Origin of the sequence: Bacillus sp. B1-WWTP-T-0.5-Post-4 (assembly GCF_009183795.1) — a bacterium.
GTDB classification, from domain to species: domain Bacteria; phylum Bacillota; class Bacilli; order Bacillales; family Bacillaceae_G; genus Bacillus_A; species Bacillus_A cereus.
This window is the reverse complement of record NZ_WEIJ01000007.1, coordinates 173,427-190,261: the sequence shown is the minus strand read 5'-3', so window position 1 is coordinate 190,261 and position 16,835 is coordinate 173,427. Positions and strand designations below refer to the sequence as shown.

Here is a 16,835-nt window from a genome sequence, read left to right as displayed (position 1 = left end):
TTTTGGTTTATATAAGTACATCTTTTTATACCTTGTTCTTTTTTAGATACCTTACTATATTTCCCCAAAACTAATATTTCCAAAGAAAGATCCACCAAGGTTTTTAACAAAAGATAACGTTGCACCTTATTGCCCCGTAACAGAAAATACTAAAGCTTAGAATATGCATCGATTTGAATGTGTTAGTAACTTTCTACACCGGGTGGCAACGTATGGACCACCATCCTTAATTAAATATATAAATCATATTTTTAGCAGATATTAGTTGTAACTAAATTGATTACATCTTTATGTAACTATTTTAGTTACAACTAATATAGAAGTCAATTCTTTTTTCCGAAAACATTAAATTTCTACATTAATCTACAACTAATCCCACTCTTTACAAAAATATATCAACGATTATTCAATTATATCGATCGTAACTCCGAATATATCAACGTTTCGACACAACATATCGATTTACCGACAAATTTCGAGCGCGTTATCTCCTAAACTAACAACCAATCCCACACCCCAACACAAAACAAAAAAGCACCAGGTCCCCCCTGGTGCTCTCCCCCTAAAACAAATGACAAGCTACTTCATGCCCCTTCGCAATCTCAACCATCTTCGGTACTTCCTGTGCGCATTTTTCAGTGGCGAATTTGCAGCGCGTTCTGAATTTGCAGCCGGATGGTGAGTTTAGTGGGCTTGGTACTTCTCCCTCTAGGATAATCCGTTCTTTACCAGTGTTTGTTGGATCTGGTTCTGGCATGGATGAGAGTAGTGCTTGTGTGTATGGATGTGCCGGTTTTGTGTATAGGTCTTCACTATCGGCAATTTCTACTATGTTTCCTAAGTACATGACTCCGATTCGGTCTGATATGTGTCTTACCATCGATAGGTCATGTGCGATGAATAAATATGTGACTCCTGTTTCTTCTTGGATGTCTTGCAGCATGTTTACGACTTGCGCTTGGACTGAGACATCTAGTGCTGAGATTGGTTCGTCACATAGGATAAAGTCTGGTTTTACAGATAGTGCGCGCGCGATGCTAATGCGCTGGCGCTGGCCCCCGCTAAATTCGTGCGGGTAGCGATATAAATGTTCTTCTTTTAGGCCTACCTTTTTAAGCAGGTCTAATATGATTTCTTTTTGTTCTTCTTTTTCATAAGATCCATGAATGTTCATCGGTTCGCTAATAATTTGGAATACGTTCATTGCCGGGTTTAATGATGCGTATGGATCTTGGAAAATAATTTGCATTCGTTTTCTATATTCTTTTAGTTCACTTTCTTTTAAACCTGCGATATCTTTTCCGTCGAATAAAACGTTACCTGAAGTGACATCGTGTAAACGAATGATGCTTCTTCCTGTCGTTGATTTTCCGCAACCTGATTCTCCTACTAAACCGAATGTTTCACCTTTTTTAATGGTGAAGCTAAGGTCATCGACTGCTTTTAATTGCTCTGTTTTCCTGCCAAATAGTCCTTTTTTAATAGGAAAATACTTTTTTAAGTTCCAAACTTCAATTAAGTTTTCTTCATGCATGTGAATCACCTACTGTCTTATCGTTTAACCAGCACATGGAACGTCTTTCGTTTCCGATTTCAAAATATGGCGGACGTTCTTTTTCACAAATGTCCATCGCATGCGGGCAACGCTCTGCGAATGGGCAACCTTGTGGCGGGTTTAATAAGTTTGGTGTTACACCTTGAATAGGAGCGAGTCTTTCTTTTACACCGTTCGATATTTTTGGCAGAGAGTTTAATAGCCCTTTCGTATATGGATGATTCGGCGATTGGAAAATATCAAGTACAGGTCCTTCTTCCATAATAAGCCCGCCATACATAACGATGACGCGCGTACAGTTTTGCGCGACAATTCCTAAGTCATGCGTAATAAGAAGTAACGCCATATTCGTTTCGTTCTTTAAGTTTTTCATTAAATCTAGTATTTGTGCTTGTATCGTTACATCAAGTGCAGTCGTCGGCTCGTCCGCAATAAGAAGGTCAGGGTTGCAAGACATCGCCATTGCGATCATAACCCGCTGCTTCATACCACCGCTTAGTTCATGCGGATATTGTTTTACCCTTTCTTCTGGCGACGAAAGGCCGACTTGTTTTAACAAGTTAATCGCGATTTGCTCTGCTTCTTTCTTTTTCACTTTTTGATGACGTATAATTACTTCCGTCATTTGTTTCCCAATTTTCACGACTGGATTTAGCGCTGACATTGGGTCTTGAGAGATAAGTGAAATTTGATTTCCTCTAATAGAACGTAATTCTTTTTCAGATTTAGAAAGTATGTTTTCATTATGAAAAAGGATTTCCCCTTCTTTCACTTTTCCTGGTGACGTAACGAGAGACATAACAGACTTCGCCATTACACTCTTTCCGCTTCCAGATTCCCCAACGATACCGACTACTTCTCCTTTATTTAAGCGAAATGTAACGCCGCGAACCGCTTCAACTTCGCCACTTTCTATGAAAAAAGAAGTTTTTAAATTTTTCACTTCTAGTAGTTTTTCAGACACGCTTCTCACTCCTTTCACTTAACACTTTAGTTTTCATGTCCGGCTCCTTTTGGTGCGAAAGCTTTCTTCAACGCTTCACCAATTACGTTAAAACTAAGTACCGTTAAAAGGATAAGGAATCCTGGGAAGAGCGTTAAATACCAAGCTTCACCAATATATCCTTGCGCATTGTTTAGCATGCTGCCCCAAGAAGAATCTGGTTCTCTAATACCTAAACCTAAGAAACTAAGTGATGATTCCATTAAAATCGATGTCGCAATCGTTAATGTCGCGGCGATAATAATGGTTGATAAAATGTTAGGAATGATATGTCTTACAATAATCATAAGTGATTTTTGTCCTGATACTTTTGCGTATAAAACGTACTCACGCTCTTTTACAGATAACGTTTCTGCCCTTACAATGCGCGCGGTGTCCATCCATGTTAGTAATCCGATAATAAGAACTAACGTCGTAATTCCTGGTTTTAAATACGCATTTAATAGTAGCATTAAAAAGAATGATGGAATTGACATAAGTACTTCAACAACTCGCATTAAAAAGTTGTCTAACTTTCCTCCAAAATATCCGCTAATTGTTCCGACTGCGGTCCCGATTGTAATAGAAACAACCATCGCAAGGAAACCGACCGCAAGTGAAACTCGTCCGCCATATAACGCTCTCGTTAAGTAATCCCTTCCGTAATCATCCGTTCCGAAAGGATGACTCATACTTGGTTCTTGTAAGCGATCTGGAATTGACATTTTACTAGGATCGTACGGCGATACGAATGCGAAAATTGATGCGACCGTTAAAACCGCAAGTATAATAACTCCCATTGCAACAAACTTATTTTTCGTAAAGCTATGTTTTATCGTTTGAAATCTCCTATTATTCATTCCAAATCACCCCCTCATTCGAATGCGCGGATCTACTACGCCATATAAAATATCAGCAATTAAGTTACCGAGAATTAACATGAATGATGATAGTAATGTAATTGCCATGATAATCGGATAATCAAATCTAAAAATAGCATTTACCCCAAGTGAACCAAGACCCGGCCATGAGAATACTGTTTCCGTAATAAACGCTCCGCCTACTAAACTTGGAATCGATAATCCGAAAATTGTAATGATCGGTATTAATACATTTCGAAGTACGTGATTAAATAACACCGTTTTCTTTGAAGCGCCGTACGCATATTGAATTTGTACATATTCTTCTTCTAATTGCTGAATCGTACTTGAACGAATATATCTCATATAAACAGATACGTTTTGGAACGCTAACACCATGCAAGGTAAAATGCCGTGTTGCACAATATCCCAGACAGAATCTTTACCTACGGTGCGCATACCCATACTCGGAAGTAGGTTCAATTTTAAAGAGAATAAGTAGACTAATAGTAGTGCAAACCAGAAAACCGGCATAGAAATACCAACGTATGAAATAAAGTTTACAATGCGGTCAAAGAACGAATTCTTTTTCACACCTGTAAATAGTCCAAGTGGTATTGCGATTACGAATGAGACGAGTAAAGATGATCCCATTAATCCAATTGTTGCAGGTAATCTTTCTGTGATAAGTTCCAAAACAGGACGATGATTTTGAAGTGAGTAACCAAAGTTTCCTGTTAAAATATTTTTTAACCATAAAAAATACTGCACGTAAATTGGTTGATCTAGTCCTAAACTTTTACGAATACGCTCAACATCAATTGGACTCATGTTTGGCGTAACAAAGTTTCGAACCGGATCCCCCGGCGCTAGTTTTATTAATAGAAAAGAAATAATAGAAATAACAAATAAAAGCGGAATTGCATTTAAAAGCCTCTTCGCAATTACTTTATACACAAACTTCCCCCCTCAAGCTAAAGAAGCTGATTTCCACCAGCTTCTTTATTGTTTCTTATTTCACTTCATAAATCTTAGATAGATCTTCAAACATTGTGACAGGAATTGCTTTCGCTTCTTTTAATCCATCAAACTTTTTATCTACTGCAATAACTGCTTTCGGATACGCGATTGGTAGATAAGGTACGTCTTCTCTAGCTGTCTCTTGAATTTTATGGTATAGCTCTGCGCGTTTTGTTTTATCTGTTTCAACTGCAGCTTCTTCCCATAACTTATCGAAATCAGCGTTTTTATATCGTGCATAATTGTATTCAGCATTACTTAAGAATAAGCTCTTATATGAATCTGGCTCAGGTCCCATTATGTAACCACCAAATGTAATATCATATTCTTTATTCTCTTTATCTAAGCCTTTTTCACTTGCCGCACTAGCATCTAATGCATTTAGTTCAACTTCTAAGCCAACTTCTTTTAATTTTTGTTGTGTATATAACGCTAAGCTTTCCATAATTTTATTATTCGTTACATACATCACACGTACTTTTTCCTTATCTTTCACGCCAGCTTTTGCTAATAAATCTTTCGCTTCTTTTTTATCATACTTATAGTCTTTAATATCTTTCGCATAATACATAGCGTCTGGCGTTAAGATTGAATTTGCTGGTTCTGCAAATTCACCTGAAACGAATGCTGAGTTAATCATTTCTTTCTTATCTAACGCATGTGCAATTGCTTGGCGCACTTCTTTTTTCTTCATAAGATCAGTATTCATGTTATAAGATAAGTAGAATAATCTACCTTCAGGGAATGTCACCATTGAGAAGTTCCCAGTGCTATCTAATTTCTTAAAGTCTTGCGGCTCAATCATCTTCATGTTGATTTGACCATTTTGCAGTGAAACATTTGCTGTATTACGGTCTTTTACAACTCGGTATACGATAGAGTCTAATTTAGCTTTCCCACCTACATAATCATCGAATCGATCTAATGCAACGTACTCATCTGATTTATATTCTTTAAACTTAAACGGACCTGACCCTACAGGTTGTAAGTTTTTCTTACTCTTCGCTAAATCTGCTTCCCCTTCAAATACATGTTTCGGAATCGGGAAGAAATCATTCATCACACCTTCGAAAGATGCGCTTACTTGTGGTAAAACGAATTGAGTTGTTAACTCATCTACCTTTTTCACCTCAAGCGGCTTTCCTTTAAAAATAAAGTTTTCACGACTTGAGCTATTTTGCTTCTCATCTAAAATAGATTGGAATGTAAATGCTATATCGTCTGATGTAATTTTCTTACCATCATGCCATTTCAAATTATCTTTTAATTTCAATGTCCACGTTAATTGATCTTCTGAAGGCGTAAAGCTCTCAGCAAGAACAAACTTTTTCTTACCGTCTTCCATATGATATAGCGGCGCATATAAAGCTTGCTGCACAGTTAATGACACACGATCATTCGCATAAAGCGGATTCATCGTATCTGGATTATCGCTAACACCAATCGTTAACGCCCCTCCGTCTTTCGGAGTCCCTGATTTACTAGTTCCTGCTTGCTTCGAATCTTTTTCCCCTGAACAAGCAGCTAATGCAATAAATAATAGTAGGACAAATGGTAATACAAACAACTTCTTCTTCATATTTCGACCCCTCTCGACTATTTACACCTATAAGAAAACTCGGAATTAATACCGAGTTTTCTTATAGGTTTTAAATTACCACTACCCGTATGTATTGTCAAACTTTTTCGCAAAGGTAGAAAGTTTGTAATCTATTAATGCATTCTTGCGATAAAATATATTTATGCGGAAGATAAAATAAAAAGACCACGCATAGGTTACCTCATAAAATGAGTTAAAAAACTAGTAGCTTCCAAAAAAAACTCTGAAATGATTGTTATATATGATCGAAAATGTAGAATGGGATTAAAGACAAAAAACACATTTAGGAGGTTACCATGACATTTGATGAATTGAAAAAAAGACCGCCAAAAGGCAGCCTCAAAATTCAATCTTATTCCCTACTCCTTGCTCCACCGCTTTCTCATACAAATACTTCGCAACGATAATATCTACTACCGCCAAACCAACTGATTTGAAAATAGTAATCTCTTCATCATTTTCGCGTCCAGCTTTTTCTCCGCTTATAATTTGACCAAGTTCAGCGTGAATGGCGTTTGCTTTGAATAGCCCTTCTTTTATTGGAACTTGAAGATCTCCTGTTTCGTCTAGTGCTGCTTCTTTTGATTCGACTACTACTTTGTTTGCTCCCGCGATGGCATGGGATGGTAGTTCTTGCATGTTCGGTTTGAATGAGCCGACGGCGTTTATGTGGACGCCTTTTTGTAGTTTTTCTGAGAAGACTGGTGTGGATGCGTTCGTAGTTGTGACGATGATGTCTGCTTCGCTTATTGCTTCATTTGCATTTGTGTGAACATATGCAGGTTTGTTGAATCTCTCTTGTATATATTCCGCAAATGCATACGCCTTTTCTTCTGTGCGATTGTATAAGATGACTTTTTCGATATCTCTAACCGCAAATATTGCTTCGGCAATTCCTTTCGCTTGTTCGCCCGTGCCGATAATGCATAAAGTTTTTGCGTTATGACGAGCTAAATATTTTGTCGCTACTCCTGATAAGGCGCCTGTTCGGATCATCGTTAAGTACGATCCTTCTAAAAGTGCGAGCGGTTCTCCCGTTTGAAAGTCTGATAGCATCACAATCCCGTTTATCGTTTTCTTTCCTATCTTTTTGTTCTCTGGGACTACTGTTACTACTTTTAAGCCAAGTGCCTCAAGCCCTTCCGCTACTGAGGGCATAATTAATGCCGTATTTTTCTCGTTCGCAAATGGCAATGAGCCTCGAATTGGTGTGATCGTTCTTTCTGCGGAAAATTCTTTTAAAGCAAGCGCCGCGTATTCAATGACTTCGTTCATATTTACTAAGTTTCGTTGTTCGTTCGCGCTTATGACTAGCATATCTTTCCACCTCCTCCTCTTATCCTAACAAAAATCCTCGATTCAAATCATCTCTCGGGTCTACAACGAACTGATGAAATCCTGTAATAAAGGCATTCCCCGTTACTTTTGGAACGACAGCTTCATATGTATCTACTGCGGTTACCGACAATACTTCCCCCTCGAATTTCCCGTCAGTAATGCATTCATGGACGAAAATTTCTCCCTTTTGTAAAGCATCTTTTTCAAAAAGAGTTGCGATTCTCGCTGAAGTTCCTGTACCGCAAGGAGAACGGTCTACTTGCCCATCAGCAAAAATCGTTACATTTCGTAGCGTAGCACCTTTGTCTTTCGGTTCATCTGAAAAAATAACGCCGTATATTCCTTTTAAACCTTCTTCAAGTGGATGCTTCACTTCCATTTTGCTCTCTATATAATGTTTAATTTTACCGCCCCACGTTTGAATAGCAGGCAAGTCTTTAAAATCAACTTTCAAACCAAATTCTTTACAGTCTACAACAGCGTAAAATGCTCCTCCAAACGCGATATCTACTTGAAATTCATAGTTATCTATTTTAATAGGAACGTCTTTTTTGTATACAAATGAAGGGACATTTTCAAATGATACAGATTCTACTTCACTCCCGTTATATTTTGCATACGCAATGACTTCCCCAGCCGGGCTATCAATAATGAACTTTTGTTTTTCCCCCTTCACTTCAAACATGCCTGTTTCAATTCCAACTGTAATGACAGCAATAATGCCATGACCACACATCGTACTCCATCCTTCATTGTGCATAAATAAAACACCAAAATCAGCGTGGGCACTTGCAGGTGGTGTAATGATACAACCGTACATTCCGTGATGCCCTCTCGGTTCATACATAAGAACTTCACGAAGGTAATCCAAATGTTCCATACAGTAGGCGCGTCTTTCCAGCTGCGTTTCTCCTTTTATTTCTGGCACTCCGCCCGTAATAATTCGAAGCGGCTCCCCAGCTACGTGTGCATCAATCGTTGTATATATTTTACTAACCTTCATTTCGATCTCTCCCCTATACGTTGATACTATTTCCAACGCAAGTATCATGCCAAATCGTATAGCATTACTTTTTTCAAATCCCCTCAGTAATGTGTATTCTTTTTTCAACAAATTCATATACAACTGTCTACTTTTTTATACACAGCTTGGATGTTACGTTATAAAACATCTCGATAACTTTGCAATTCCTCTCGTACACACATGTAGGATTCCTTTTACCATTAATATTTTCAATGTAAAGTTACTTCGCCCCCCAACATATACTGTTCAAAAGCAAAAAGGAAGTGATCCCATGTATTACGGAACAAAGGGCTGGTACGTAGCTGAACTAAAAAAATTAGGCGTACGCTATCATGAAGGACGAAAATTAGAAAGTTACCGCGGACACGTATTACGCAATTTATTAATCGCACAACAAGAGAAATTAAAAGAACAGTAATAGATTCTCCGATCACAATATCAACTTATCGCCGCCTACAAACTGCCAATCAATCACACATCAAACTACACTAAAAAGGTCACCCAAACGGGTGACCTTCCTTTCTTATTCACAAACAAGAATTTGTCTAGTAAATGATCCTTTTCTTGTAATACAGCGATCTGTAATTTCAAATCCTGCTTCATGGATCATGTCATCCATTGTCTCCATCGTGACAACGACTACCTTTTTAGCGATGCGGCGCGCACTTGAAAGAATGGAGAGCTGATCTTCTGGTGTGGCGTGCGTAAATAGGTCGTACGGCATATCGATAATGGCAACGTCATAGTTCTCAGTAATTTCCTCGATTGGACCTTTTGTTACTGTTCCTTCAAATCCGAAATGTGCGATGTTTTTTCTCGTTCCAAGAACTACAAGTGGATTTATATCTCTACCAACGATGTTAATCCCCATAGAAAGTGCTTCTACTACTACTGTTCCAATACCGCAGCACGGGTCAATTGCTCGTACTCCCTCTGGATTTGGTACAGCGATATTTGCAACTGATCTCGCAACACGTGTGCTAAGTGATGTCGAATAGCTATGCGGTTTTTTTATGTGATGATACCAAACTGGTTCGCTTTCTACATAGTGCCCGAAGTACCAGCGTCCTCCAAGAGGAACAATCCCGAATACACGCTCTGGATTACGAACATCCGCTTCTCCTTCAATGTGCATGCCAAGGTCTCGTTCAATAAGACGTCTTTCTCCGTATTCAATTTTATTCTCCCCAACGAGGTCATTGATTTTAACGAAGATAACTTTAAATGTCGCTCCCGCCAAATCAATTTGTTCCACTTGTTTTAAAATGCTTTCTAAGTCGTCCCCTTCATACATAACTTCAATTCGCTCTTTCATAAACGCACTTCTACTCGGGTCAATTTTGACATCACTTTTTAAAATATTAACGTGGGACTCCATTCCAAAGAACGAGCGCATTTCCAAGTAACATAAAGCACGCTCCTCCTCACGAAATGCATACGTATATATACAGGCAGGTGTTTTACTATGATTATTCAATCTATTATCATCCTCTATCGTTTAAAATTGTTCTAATTACAATTACTCAAATACTTTTGTATATAAAATTAAATGATATCATATGCCGGAAATAAAGAGAAACGTTAATAAATAAAAGAGACTGCCAATGGCAATCTCTTTTATTTATTAACGGAAAGAAGACACGTTGTTACCCATTTCTTCATAGTAATCTAAAATGCCTTGATAAATTGCTTCCGCTGCACTTTGTCTTTGCGCTGGTGTAGCTATTTTATCTGCATCACTTTTATTATCTACAAATGCTAATTCTGCTAATACAGCTGGCATTGTATTTTCTCTAATTACGTATAAATCGCCTTTTTTCACACCACGATCTTTTGTCCCCAGTGCATCTACAAGACGCTCTTGAATTTTTTCTGCTAATAAACGACTTTCTGATACGTTAGGATTTGTTCCTCTTGCTGTCGCTGATTCATAGTAGAATGTTTCTGTACCTTGTCCATTTTTCTTTTCCGTACCATTACCATGAATACTTACAAAAATATCCCCATTATTTTTTTGAGCAAATTCTACACGTTTCTTTAAAGAATCCGGACCACTTGTTCCTGGACGTGTATCATCTGTACGAGTGAATAACACAGTAAATGGTGTCTTTTTCTCAAATATTTTCTGTAATCGCAATGATACATCTAATACAGTTTCACTTTCTTTCTCATAATAACCTGGATTACCTGAATCAACTCCACCATGACCTGGATCAATGATAATCGCTTTTCCTTCTAAGAAGTTACCTTGCTTCACTGGATTTAATTGATTTTTATTAACCCATTGGAAACCAGCGCCCATGCGGATACGAATCCAACTGCCGCTCTCTTCAATAACAGTTACTTGCTGTGCGTTATGTGTTCCCATTACTTTTGACGAAGAAGAAGCTTCTGCATAAGTAGTGAATCCTTCATTAATAACTTCTGTTTTCTCTACTAAAGGTGTCCATTTATCACCGTTACTTGTTGCAATTTTGATCCATCCATCTCGTTCTTCTTTAATTTCAACCATTTGTGGATTATGCTGATTTGCACTAATCCCAGAACTTAATGATGGCGCGTGATATGTAATGAATTTTCTATCTATGTACATTTTCTTTGTTTCTACTGGACGATCACTATTCTTGCTAAATTTATCTGTTTGCGCAGTAAGCTGAGCTGCTTGTTCACGCGTAATAGAATCATTCGGTTTCCAGCCATTCTCTGTACCTAAAGAAAGTTTTAATTCTACTAAAATATTAACTTCTTCTTTACCCCAATGATTCTCTAAATCAGCGAATTTTGTAGGAACTGGTCCTGTTACTTTGCTCTTCAGATTATATGCTCTTACAAGCATAGCTGCCATTTCAGCACGAGTTACTTTTCCTTCTGGATCAAATACTCCTGGTTCTCGTCCCTTAATAATATTCTCTTTTTCCATGGCTGCAATAAATGAAGCTGCCCAACTATTTTTTGCATCATTATAAGACGGCTTTGCATTTGGATCTACTTTAGCACCAATTGCTGTTGCGATAATCTTTGCTGCCTGGGCACGTGTTAAATTTCCGTATGGCATAAAGTTACCATCTGGCATACCGTTAATTACATTTCTCTCTACTAAATAATAAATTGCGTCTTTCGACCACGCACTATCTGAAACATCAGGAAATTTCTTCGTTTCTGCTAAACTACTAATTGGATGTGCTAGTAAATTTGCTGCTAATAAACCTGCGGCTATTGCTTTGTACTTCATGAAAAATAAATCTCCTCTCAAAACTTCATATTCATACAATTTTTTTAATCAAGCTAACTAAAAAATATTAACTATTAATTAATTCCTTTCATAGTGTATAACATTATATATCTATAGTAAATACGTTTCCGGTCGTATAACAAAAATCGCATATATATAACTTATAATGAATGTATATAAAAAACTTTAATCAGCCCTCACCAATCGGGCTTTTACAGGCAGCCCGGTCCCTATCTAACTTTTTTGCTTTCGCTGAATTTTGAGGTAGGGGTCTTACTACTCGGCAAATAGCGGGATAAAAAAGCGATTAGAACATGTCTCCTAATCGCTTTGCCAAATAAAAAGCTGATTAAAAATAATATCTTTAATCAGCTCTCTATTATCTATGAAATTATTCTTCAATTAAATTAGACATTACATATGCATACACTAATGCTTCTGTATGCGCAATAGAACTTTCATGTGTACGTTCAAATGCGTGAGAAGAATCAATACCCGCTCCAATTAAAGCATGTTTCACATCAAATCCCGCGCGAATCGCAGCTGATGCATCAGATCCGTAGTATGGATAAATATCTACTTTATATTCAATATGATTCGTTTTCGCAAGCTCTACTAAATGTTTACGCAGTGCGTAATGATACGGGCCGCTAGAGTCTTTTGCACAAATAGATACTGTATATTCATCAGATGCTTGTCCATCACCTAACGCTCCCATATCAACTGCTAAGTATTCAACAGTTTCTTCAGGAATGTTAGAATTACCACCGTATCCAATCTCTTCATTATTAGAAATTAAGAAATGCGTCGTATATGGTAATGTTACGTTTTCATCTTGTAATCTTTTAATTAATTTTAATAAAATCGCAACACTTACTTTGTCATCTAAATGACGGGATTTTATGTATCCACTCTCTGTAATTTGAACACGCGGATCAAATGAAACGAAGTCTCCTACTTCAATTCCTAATTCGCGTACTTCATCAGCTGAAAATACGCGCTCATCAATACGAACTTCAATATTTTTCTCATCGCGTTTTGCTTCACCTGCATCTTTATATACATGTACAGATGTTTGATGCATTAAAATCGTTCCTGTATATGTCTTGCCACTTGATGTTTCAATTTCGCAATATTCTCCTTCTACAGAGTTCCAGCGAAATCCACCAATCATAGAAAGACTCAGGCGACCGTCAGGCTTAATTTCTTTCACCATCGCACCTAACGTATCAACGTGTGCCGTTAATAAGCGGTGCTGCGCATCATTCTTCCCTTTTACCGTTAAAATAAGAGCTCCCTTATTATTACGTTTCGTTTCTACGTTCCACTCACTGACATAGTTTTCAATGAAATTAATAATTTTTGCTGTATTTCCAGATGGACTCGGAATAGAGACAAGCTCCTTAATCAGTTCCATCGTTTCTTTCGTATGATGTGCCATTGTCGTTTCCTCCTCATTTTCTCTACTATTCAGTATACAAAATTCGCCAGAAAACCTCTACTTATATGGCATAATTTTCTAAATTGTAGTAAAATTCTTTTTAGTATACAAAAGGAGCCCTGAAATATGAATATATCAAAAAAATATATACACATTGCACTCATTTGGTTTTTAGCATCATTATTTTGTTTACAAATCTCTTATGCCATTCATACTACTACTTCTATTACAATCGGCTGGATATTAACAGCTATCTTCTTCATTATTAGCTTCATTGCAATAAGAAAGCATAGCGTTACTCAGTAACGCTATGCTTTTCCTATAAAACTATTCTTCTGAAACATCTAATAAATAAATACCTCTTTCAAATCCACCGCGCTCTATCTCTTTTTGCTTACGAAGGCGTTCCACATCTTCAATCGATGCACCTTCTGCACGTGCTAATGAAATGATAACCTCTAGCGCATCTGCAAGAGAATCTAGTGCATGTTCGCGTTCTTTCATAGAAGCAAATTCACGAATTTCTTCCGTTCCAATTTTCGCTAAAGCTTGTATGTAGGCTTGACCTGTTAATTTTTGTGCTGTATATGTTTTTCCAGACATTAAAATCTTCTCTGGAACACGATCTCTGACTAACTTGTTATATGCTGACATCATTCATCCTCCTATATTTAATAACATCCGAGCTCTGCTTTATAGAAAAACCATTTTTTCTTCACGCATGCACTTAACATATCAATTCCTGATCCATGTGCTCTTACATGCGGAAAGAAATAGTGCTCTAAGTCTTCGTCCTTACCATATAGAGTTTGATACTCATCTGGAATCGCTTCTTTTTTCACATCTTTTTCTTTCGTCACCCCGTCAGAAAATGCAACACTTGGATGTCCCTCAAAAAATAACGCAGTCCGAACTGCCAAAGATGGTGTACTATGCAAAGCAGAATATGTAAGCAAAATAATAGTGATAACACCAATCATTCTCTTCATGTATTACTCCTAAAAAAAAGTGCTAACACAATTATACTAAAATGTGTTAGCACTTTCTCCCCTTTATCCCGAATTAACGAGCTAATAATCAGTGAGGAATGGACAAACTTTATTCCCCTTTAAATGCTGGTAAACGTTTCTCTAAAAACGCAGCAATACCTTCTTTATGATCCGCTGTTTGTCTCATTGCATATTGACCACGCTTTTCTAATTGCAATGTTTGCTCTAAATTAGAGCGATTTACTTCACATAAAATTTGCTTCGTTTGAATCATTGCTTTAATCGGTTTTTGTGACCATTCATTAATCTTCTGCTTCACAGCCGTTTGGAAATCTTCGCCGATTACTTCATCAATTAAGCCGATATCAAGCGCTTCTGTCGCTGATAATTTCTTGCCTTCCCAAATAATTTGCTTCGTCATATTTTCACCGACGCGCTTTTGAAGGAAGAAATGACCGCCTCCATCTGGAATTAAAGCGATTCCAATAAAGTTCATTGCAATAACAGATGATATATCCGCCATTACATAATCAGCTGTTAACGCAATACTTAATCCAAGACCTGCAGTTGGTCCATGAATTGCACTAATAACAAGCTTTGGCATCGTATATAATGTCACGACAACTTCAGAAATGGTATTCATAATACCATCAAACTTACTTTCATCATTACTTGAAAGCATCGATTTAATATCCCCACCCGCAGAAAAACCACGACCGTTCCCGCATAACACAACGATATGCGCAGAACTTTCCGCTACTTCTTTCAACTTTTGTAATAACTCTTTTAAGGTCGGCTCATCTAACGCATTTAACACCTCTGGGCGGTTGACCATAACCGTTGCAACGTGCCCTTCATATTTCACAACGACAGATTCTGTTTTACTTGTTATTTCCATTATATATACCCCTCTTTTCTCCATAAAGATTATACTTATATAATTATAGAAAACCACTGAAAAATCCTTCTTTTTTCTCAATTTTCTGTCTAATAATCTCACAATTTGTACATATACCGTATAAAACATACAATTCCGTTGAAAAATATAGAAATTAAAGTCGGTTTATCCATGCTTTTCATCTATTTACCATTACAATGAAATGGTGTATTCTTAAGTTTGATAAAGTGAGACTTTAATCAGTGGGGGGTGTTCATCCCCCACTGATTATTAGTCCTCACCAATCGGGCTTTTACGGGCAGCCCGCCCCCACCTAACTTCTTTGCTTCCGCTGTATTGTATTTTGAGGCGGGGTCTTACTGCCCGGCAAATAGCAGGATAAAAAAACAAATATTGAAATTCATTCGCCTTACTATGTAAAAAAGGCTTTATACCCATCTTTTGGGTGTTGTAATAAAGGAATGAAGAACTGGAGGAACATATGGTTAATAAGTTGAAACAAACGGATAACTACTTCCCACATTTCCTATTGCTATTCATTGTGTTTCAACCAATTTTAGATTTATTAACATCTTTTTCAATCTATATACTACACATGAGCGCAACAGTTGGAGTTGTAGTCCGTTTCGCCTTTATGCTTCTTGCATTAGGATACCTACTTCTTCATCACAAACAACAAGATGCGAAAAAGTACATCTTCTATTTATGTTTACTCGGAATCGCACTCGCAATCGGTCTTGTAAATAATATGATGGTTAAATCTCCAGTTTCATTTGGAGAAGAAGTTAAATTTATCTTAAAGACCGTATATCCAATTGTGCTACTGTTTGGATATATTATCGCCTTTAAAGAGCTAAAAAATAAAGAGTATGTATTTCATAAAATCATTACATATTTCTTATATGCAACTTTAATTTTAAGCATCACAATGATTGTCGCAATGCAAACTGGAACGGATTTCCCAAGCTATCCTCACTCAAAAATCGGTTCAAGAGGTTGGTTCTTCGCTGGAAATGATTTAAGTTCTCTTTTCGCCATTATGTTCCCAATCATTGTCTTATATTCGATTCATAAAACAACTTCTTTCTCGAAAATATATTACTGGATTCCAACAATACTTGCGATGTATGCAAGTATTATGGTCGGAACGAAAGTCGGATATGGCGCAATTGTTATTACATTAGGCGTAGCACTTTTCTTCTCATTCATTGAATATATGATAAATCGTAAAAAAGAAGGAAAAGGATTCACACATATTGTAAATACCGTTGTTGCCGCTGTTATACTAGGAGGTTTAATTGCTCTTACACCACATACTCCTATCGCAAAAAATATGGGCATTCACATGCAAATATACGAATACAAAAAATCAGTACAAGAAGAGAAAGATCGAAAAGAAGGAAAAGTAATTAAAGAAGATCCAGAAGATGCAAAAAAACATGCAAAAGGTGAACTTACAGATTCTGAAGTAAAAAGTTTAATTTACAGCGATCGCGACAAATTCTTAAAAACATACAAACAGTACTATAAAGACGCACCGCTTTCACAAAAACTATTCGGAATGGGTTATGCTGGTAACTACACAGATAAAATTAAATTAATTGAAATGGACTTCCATGACCTATTTTTCGCCTTTGGAATTGTCGGTTTCCTTATTTACTTAATACCACTTCTATACTTTGGTATTAAATTATTCATCCGCATGATCACAAACTTTAAGAAAATCATGACTGTAAAGTATATGCTATTAGCGAGCACACTCATTCTATCACTTGGCATTGGCTTTATGTCTGGCCACGTATTAACAGCGCCAGCCGTTAGCATTTTCTTCGTTGTTATACTCGCCTATATCATTGTTGATTTTGAAATTGAATAAAAAGAAGGTGCTACGAAATA

At 37.1% G+C, this 16,835-nt stretch carries 16 protein-coding genes; 3 read left to right on the top strand and 13 right to left on the bottom strand.

The window, feature by feature from the left end; genetic code table 11:
- Positions 1-562: 562 nt before the first annotated feature.
- From GBN91_RS21230 to GBN91_RS21200, 7 genes are all read right to left on the bottom strand, one after another.
- Positions 563-1,534 carry an ABC transporter ATP-binding protein gene (locus GBN91_RS21230; RefSeq protein ID WP_152122226.1) on the bottom strand — a complete coding sequence of 324 codons (972 nt, stop codon included), beginning with the start codon at positions 1,532-1,534 and terminating at the stop codon, positions 563-565.
- Positions 1,527-2,519 carry an ABC transporter ATP-binding protein gene (locus GBN91_RS21225; protein ID WP_023521279.1) on the bottom strand — a complete coding sequence of 331 codons (993 nt, stop codon included), beginning with the start codon at positions 2,517-2,519 and terminating at the stop codon, positions 1,527-1,529. Before GBN91_RS21225 ends, GBN91_RS21230 begins: the two co-directional genes overlap by 8 nt.
- 26 nt (positions 2,520-2,545) lie before the next feature.
- Complete coding sequence (locus tag GBN91_RS21220) at positions 2,546-3,397, bottom strand: ABC transporter permease (protein ID WP_001065285.1); 852 nt, start codon at positions 3,395-3,397, stop codon at positions 2,546-2,548.
- 6 nt (positions 3,398-3,403) lie between these two features.
- Positions 3,404-4,354, bottom strand: coding sequence for an ABC transporter permease (locus GBN91_RS21215; RefSeq protein ID WP_000278778.1), 951 nt, complete (start codon positions 4,352-4,354; stop codon positions 3,404-3,406).
- 55 nt (positions 4,355-4,409) lie between these two features.
- Positions 4,410-5,996 (bottom strand): ABC transporter substrate-binding protein, encoded by a 1,587-nt coding sequence (locus GBN91_RS21210; RefSeq protein ID WP_046392390.1) that lies wholly within the window; start codon positions 5,994-5,996, stop codon positions 4,410-4,412.
- A gap of 360 nt (positions 5,997-6,356) precedes the next feature.
- Complete coding sequence (locus GBN91_RS21205) at positions 6,357-7,334, bottom strand: ornithine cyclodeaminase family protein (RefSeq protein WP_049108267.1); 978 nt, start codon at positions 7,332-7,334, stop codon at positions 6,357-6,359.
- A gap of 19 nt (positions 7,335-7,353) precedes the next feature.
- The gene (locus tag GBN91_RS21200) at positions 7,354-8,358 is read right to left on the bottom strand and encodes a proline racemase family protein (RefSeq protein WP_152122224.1); all 1,005 of its coding nucleotides are present in this window, start codon (positions 8,356-8,358) and stop codon (positions 7,354-7,356) included.
- A gap of 208 nt (positions 8,359-8,566) precedes the next feature.
- Here GBN91_RS21200 and GBN91_RS21195 point away from each other — a divergent pair, with 208 nt between their 5' ends.
- A complete protein-coding gene (locus tag GBN91_RS21195) occupies positions 8,567-8,797 on the top strand; it encodes a YflJ family protein (RefSeq protein WP_100617920.1) in 231 nt (76 codons plus the stop codon).
- 105 nt (positions 8,798-8,902) lie between these two features.
- Here GBN91_RS21195 and GBN91_RS21190 read toward each other — a convergent pair whose 3' ends face one another.
- From GBN91_RS21190 to GBN91_RS21180, 3 genes are all read right to left on the bottom strand, one after another.
- The gene (locus GBN91_RS21190; protein ID WP_001059319.1) at positions 8,903-9,856 is read right to left on the bottom strand and encodes a TRM11 family SAM-dependent methyltransferase; all 954 of its coding nucleotides are present in this window, start codon (positions 9,854-9,856) and stop codon (positions 8,903-8,905) included.
- Between the two features lie 147 nt (positions 9,857-10,003).
- On the bottom strand, positions 10,004-11,611 hold the full coding sequence (locus tag GBN91_RS21185) for an N-acetylmuramoyl-L-alanine amidase (protein ID WP_059304101.1): 1,608 nt from the start codon (positions 11,609-11,611) through the stop codon (positions 10,004-10,006).
- Positions 11,612-12,002: 391 nt separating this feature from the next.
- Complete coding sequence (locus GBN91_RS21180; RefSeq protein ID WP_000930085.1) at positions 12,003-13,052, bottom strand: M42 family metallopeptidase; 1,050 nt, start codon at positions 13,050-13,052, stop codon at positions 12,003-12,005.
- A 126-nt stretch (positions 13,053-13,178) separates the two neighbouring features.
- Here GBN91_RS21180 and GBN91_RS21175 point away from each other — a divergent pair, with 126 nt between their 5' ends.
- A complete protein-coding gene (locus GBN91_RS21175) occupies positions 13,179-13,358 on the top strand; it encodes a hypothetical protein (protein ID WP_098537183.1) in 180 nt (59 codons plus the stop codon).
- Between the two features lie 21 nt (positions 13,359-13,379).
- On the opposite strand, the gene GBN91_RS21170 is transcribed toward GBN91_RS21175, so the two are convergent.
- From GBN91_RS21170 to GBN91_RS21160, 3 genes are all read right to left on the bottom strand, one after another.
- A complete protein-coding gene (locus tag GBN91_RS21170; protein WP_001277350.1) occupies positions 13,380-13,706 on the bottom strand; it encodes a nucleoside triphosphate pyrophosphohydrolase in 327 nt (108 codons plus the stop codon).
- A gap of 17 nt (positions 13,707-13,723) precedes the next feature.
- Positions 13,724-14,041 (bottom strand): hypothetical protein, encoded by a 318-nt coding sequence (locus GBN91_RS21165; protein ID WP_000827122.1) that lies wholly within the window; start codon positions 14,039-14,041, stop codon positions 13,724-13,726.
- Between the two features lie 109 nt (positions 14,042-14,150).
- Entirely contained in the window at positions 14,151-14,963 is an 813-nt protein-coding gene (locus GBN91_RS21160) for an enoyl-CoA hydratase (protein WP_001999174.1), read from the bottom strand.
- 457 nt (positions 14,964-15,420) lie between these two features.
- Between GBN91_RS21160 and GBN91_RS21150 the strand changes: the two genes are divergently transcribed.
- The gene (locus GBN91_RS21150) at positions 15,421-16,815 is read left to right on the top strand and encodes an O-antigen ligase family protein (protein WP_152122222.1); all 1,395 of its coding nucleotides are present in this window, start codon (positions 15,421-15,423) and stop codon (positions 16,813-16,815) included.
- The last annotated feature ends 20 nt before the right edge of the window (positions 16,816-16,835 follow it).

What these genes read in the sequence shown, in the direction of transcription:
- GBN91_RS21230 (WP_152122226.1), bottom strand. Translation starts at nt 1,534, where the DNA reads ATGCATGAAGAAAACTTAATTGAAGTTTGGAACTTAAAAAAGTATTTT.
- GBN91_RS21220 (WP_001065285.1), bottom strand. Translation starts at nt 3,397, where the DNA reads ATGAATAATAGGAGATTTCAAACGATAAAACATAGCTTTACGAAAAAT.
- GBN91_RS21210 (WP_046392390.1), bottom strand. Translation starts at nt 5,996, where the DNA reads ATGAAGAAGAAGTTGTTTGTATTACCATTTGTCCTACTATTATTTATT.
- GBN91_RS21205 (WP_049108267.1), bottom strand. Translation starts at nt 7,334, where the DNA reads ATGCTAGTCATAAGCGCGAACGAACAACGAAACTTAGTAAATATGAAC.
- GBN91_RS21200 (WP_152122224.1), bottom strand. Translation starts at nt 8,358, where the DNA reads ATGAAGGTTAGTAAAATATATACAACGATTGATGCACACGTAGCTGGG.
- GBN91_RS21185 (WP_059304101.1), bottom strand. Translation starts at nt 11,611, where the DNA reads ATGAAGTACAAAGCAATAGCCGCAGGTTTATTAGCAGCAAATTTACTA.
- GBN91_RS21180 (WP_000930085.1), bottom strand. Translation starts at nt 13,052, where the DNA reads ATGGCACATCATACGAAAGAAACGATGGAACTGATTAAGGAGCTTGTC.
- GBN91_RS21175 (WP_098537183.1), top strand. Translation starts at nt 13,179, where the DNA reads ATGAATATATCAAAAAAATATATACACATTGCACTCATTTGGTTTTTA.
- GBN91_RS21170 (WP_001277350.1), bottom strand. Translation starts at nt 13,706, where the DNA reads ATGTCAGCATATAACAAGTTAGTCAGAGATCGTGTTCCAGAGAAGATT.
- GBN91_RS21165 (WP_000827122.1), bottom strand. Translation starts at nt 14,041, where the DNA reads ATGAAGAGAATGATTGGTGTTATCACTATTATTTTGCTTACATATTCT.
- GBN91_RS21160 (WP_001999174.1), bottom strand. Translation starts at nt 14,963, where the DNA reads ATGGAGAAAAGAGGGGTATATATAATGGAAATAACAAGTAAAACAGAA.
- GBN91_RS21150 (WP_152122222.1), top strand. Translation starts at nt 15,421, where the DNA reads ATGGTTAATAAGTTGAAACAAACGGATAACTACTTCCCACATTTCCTA.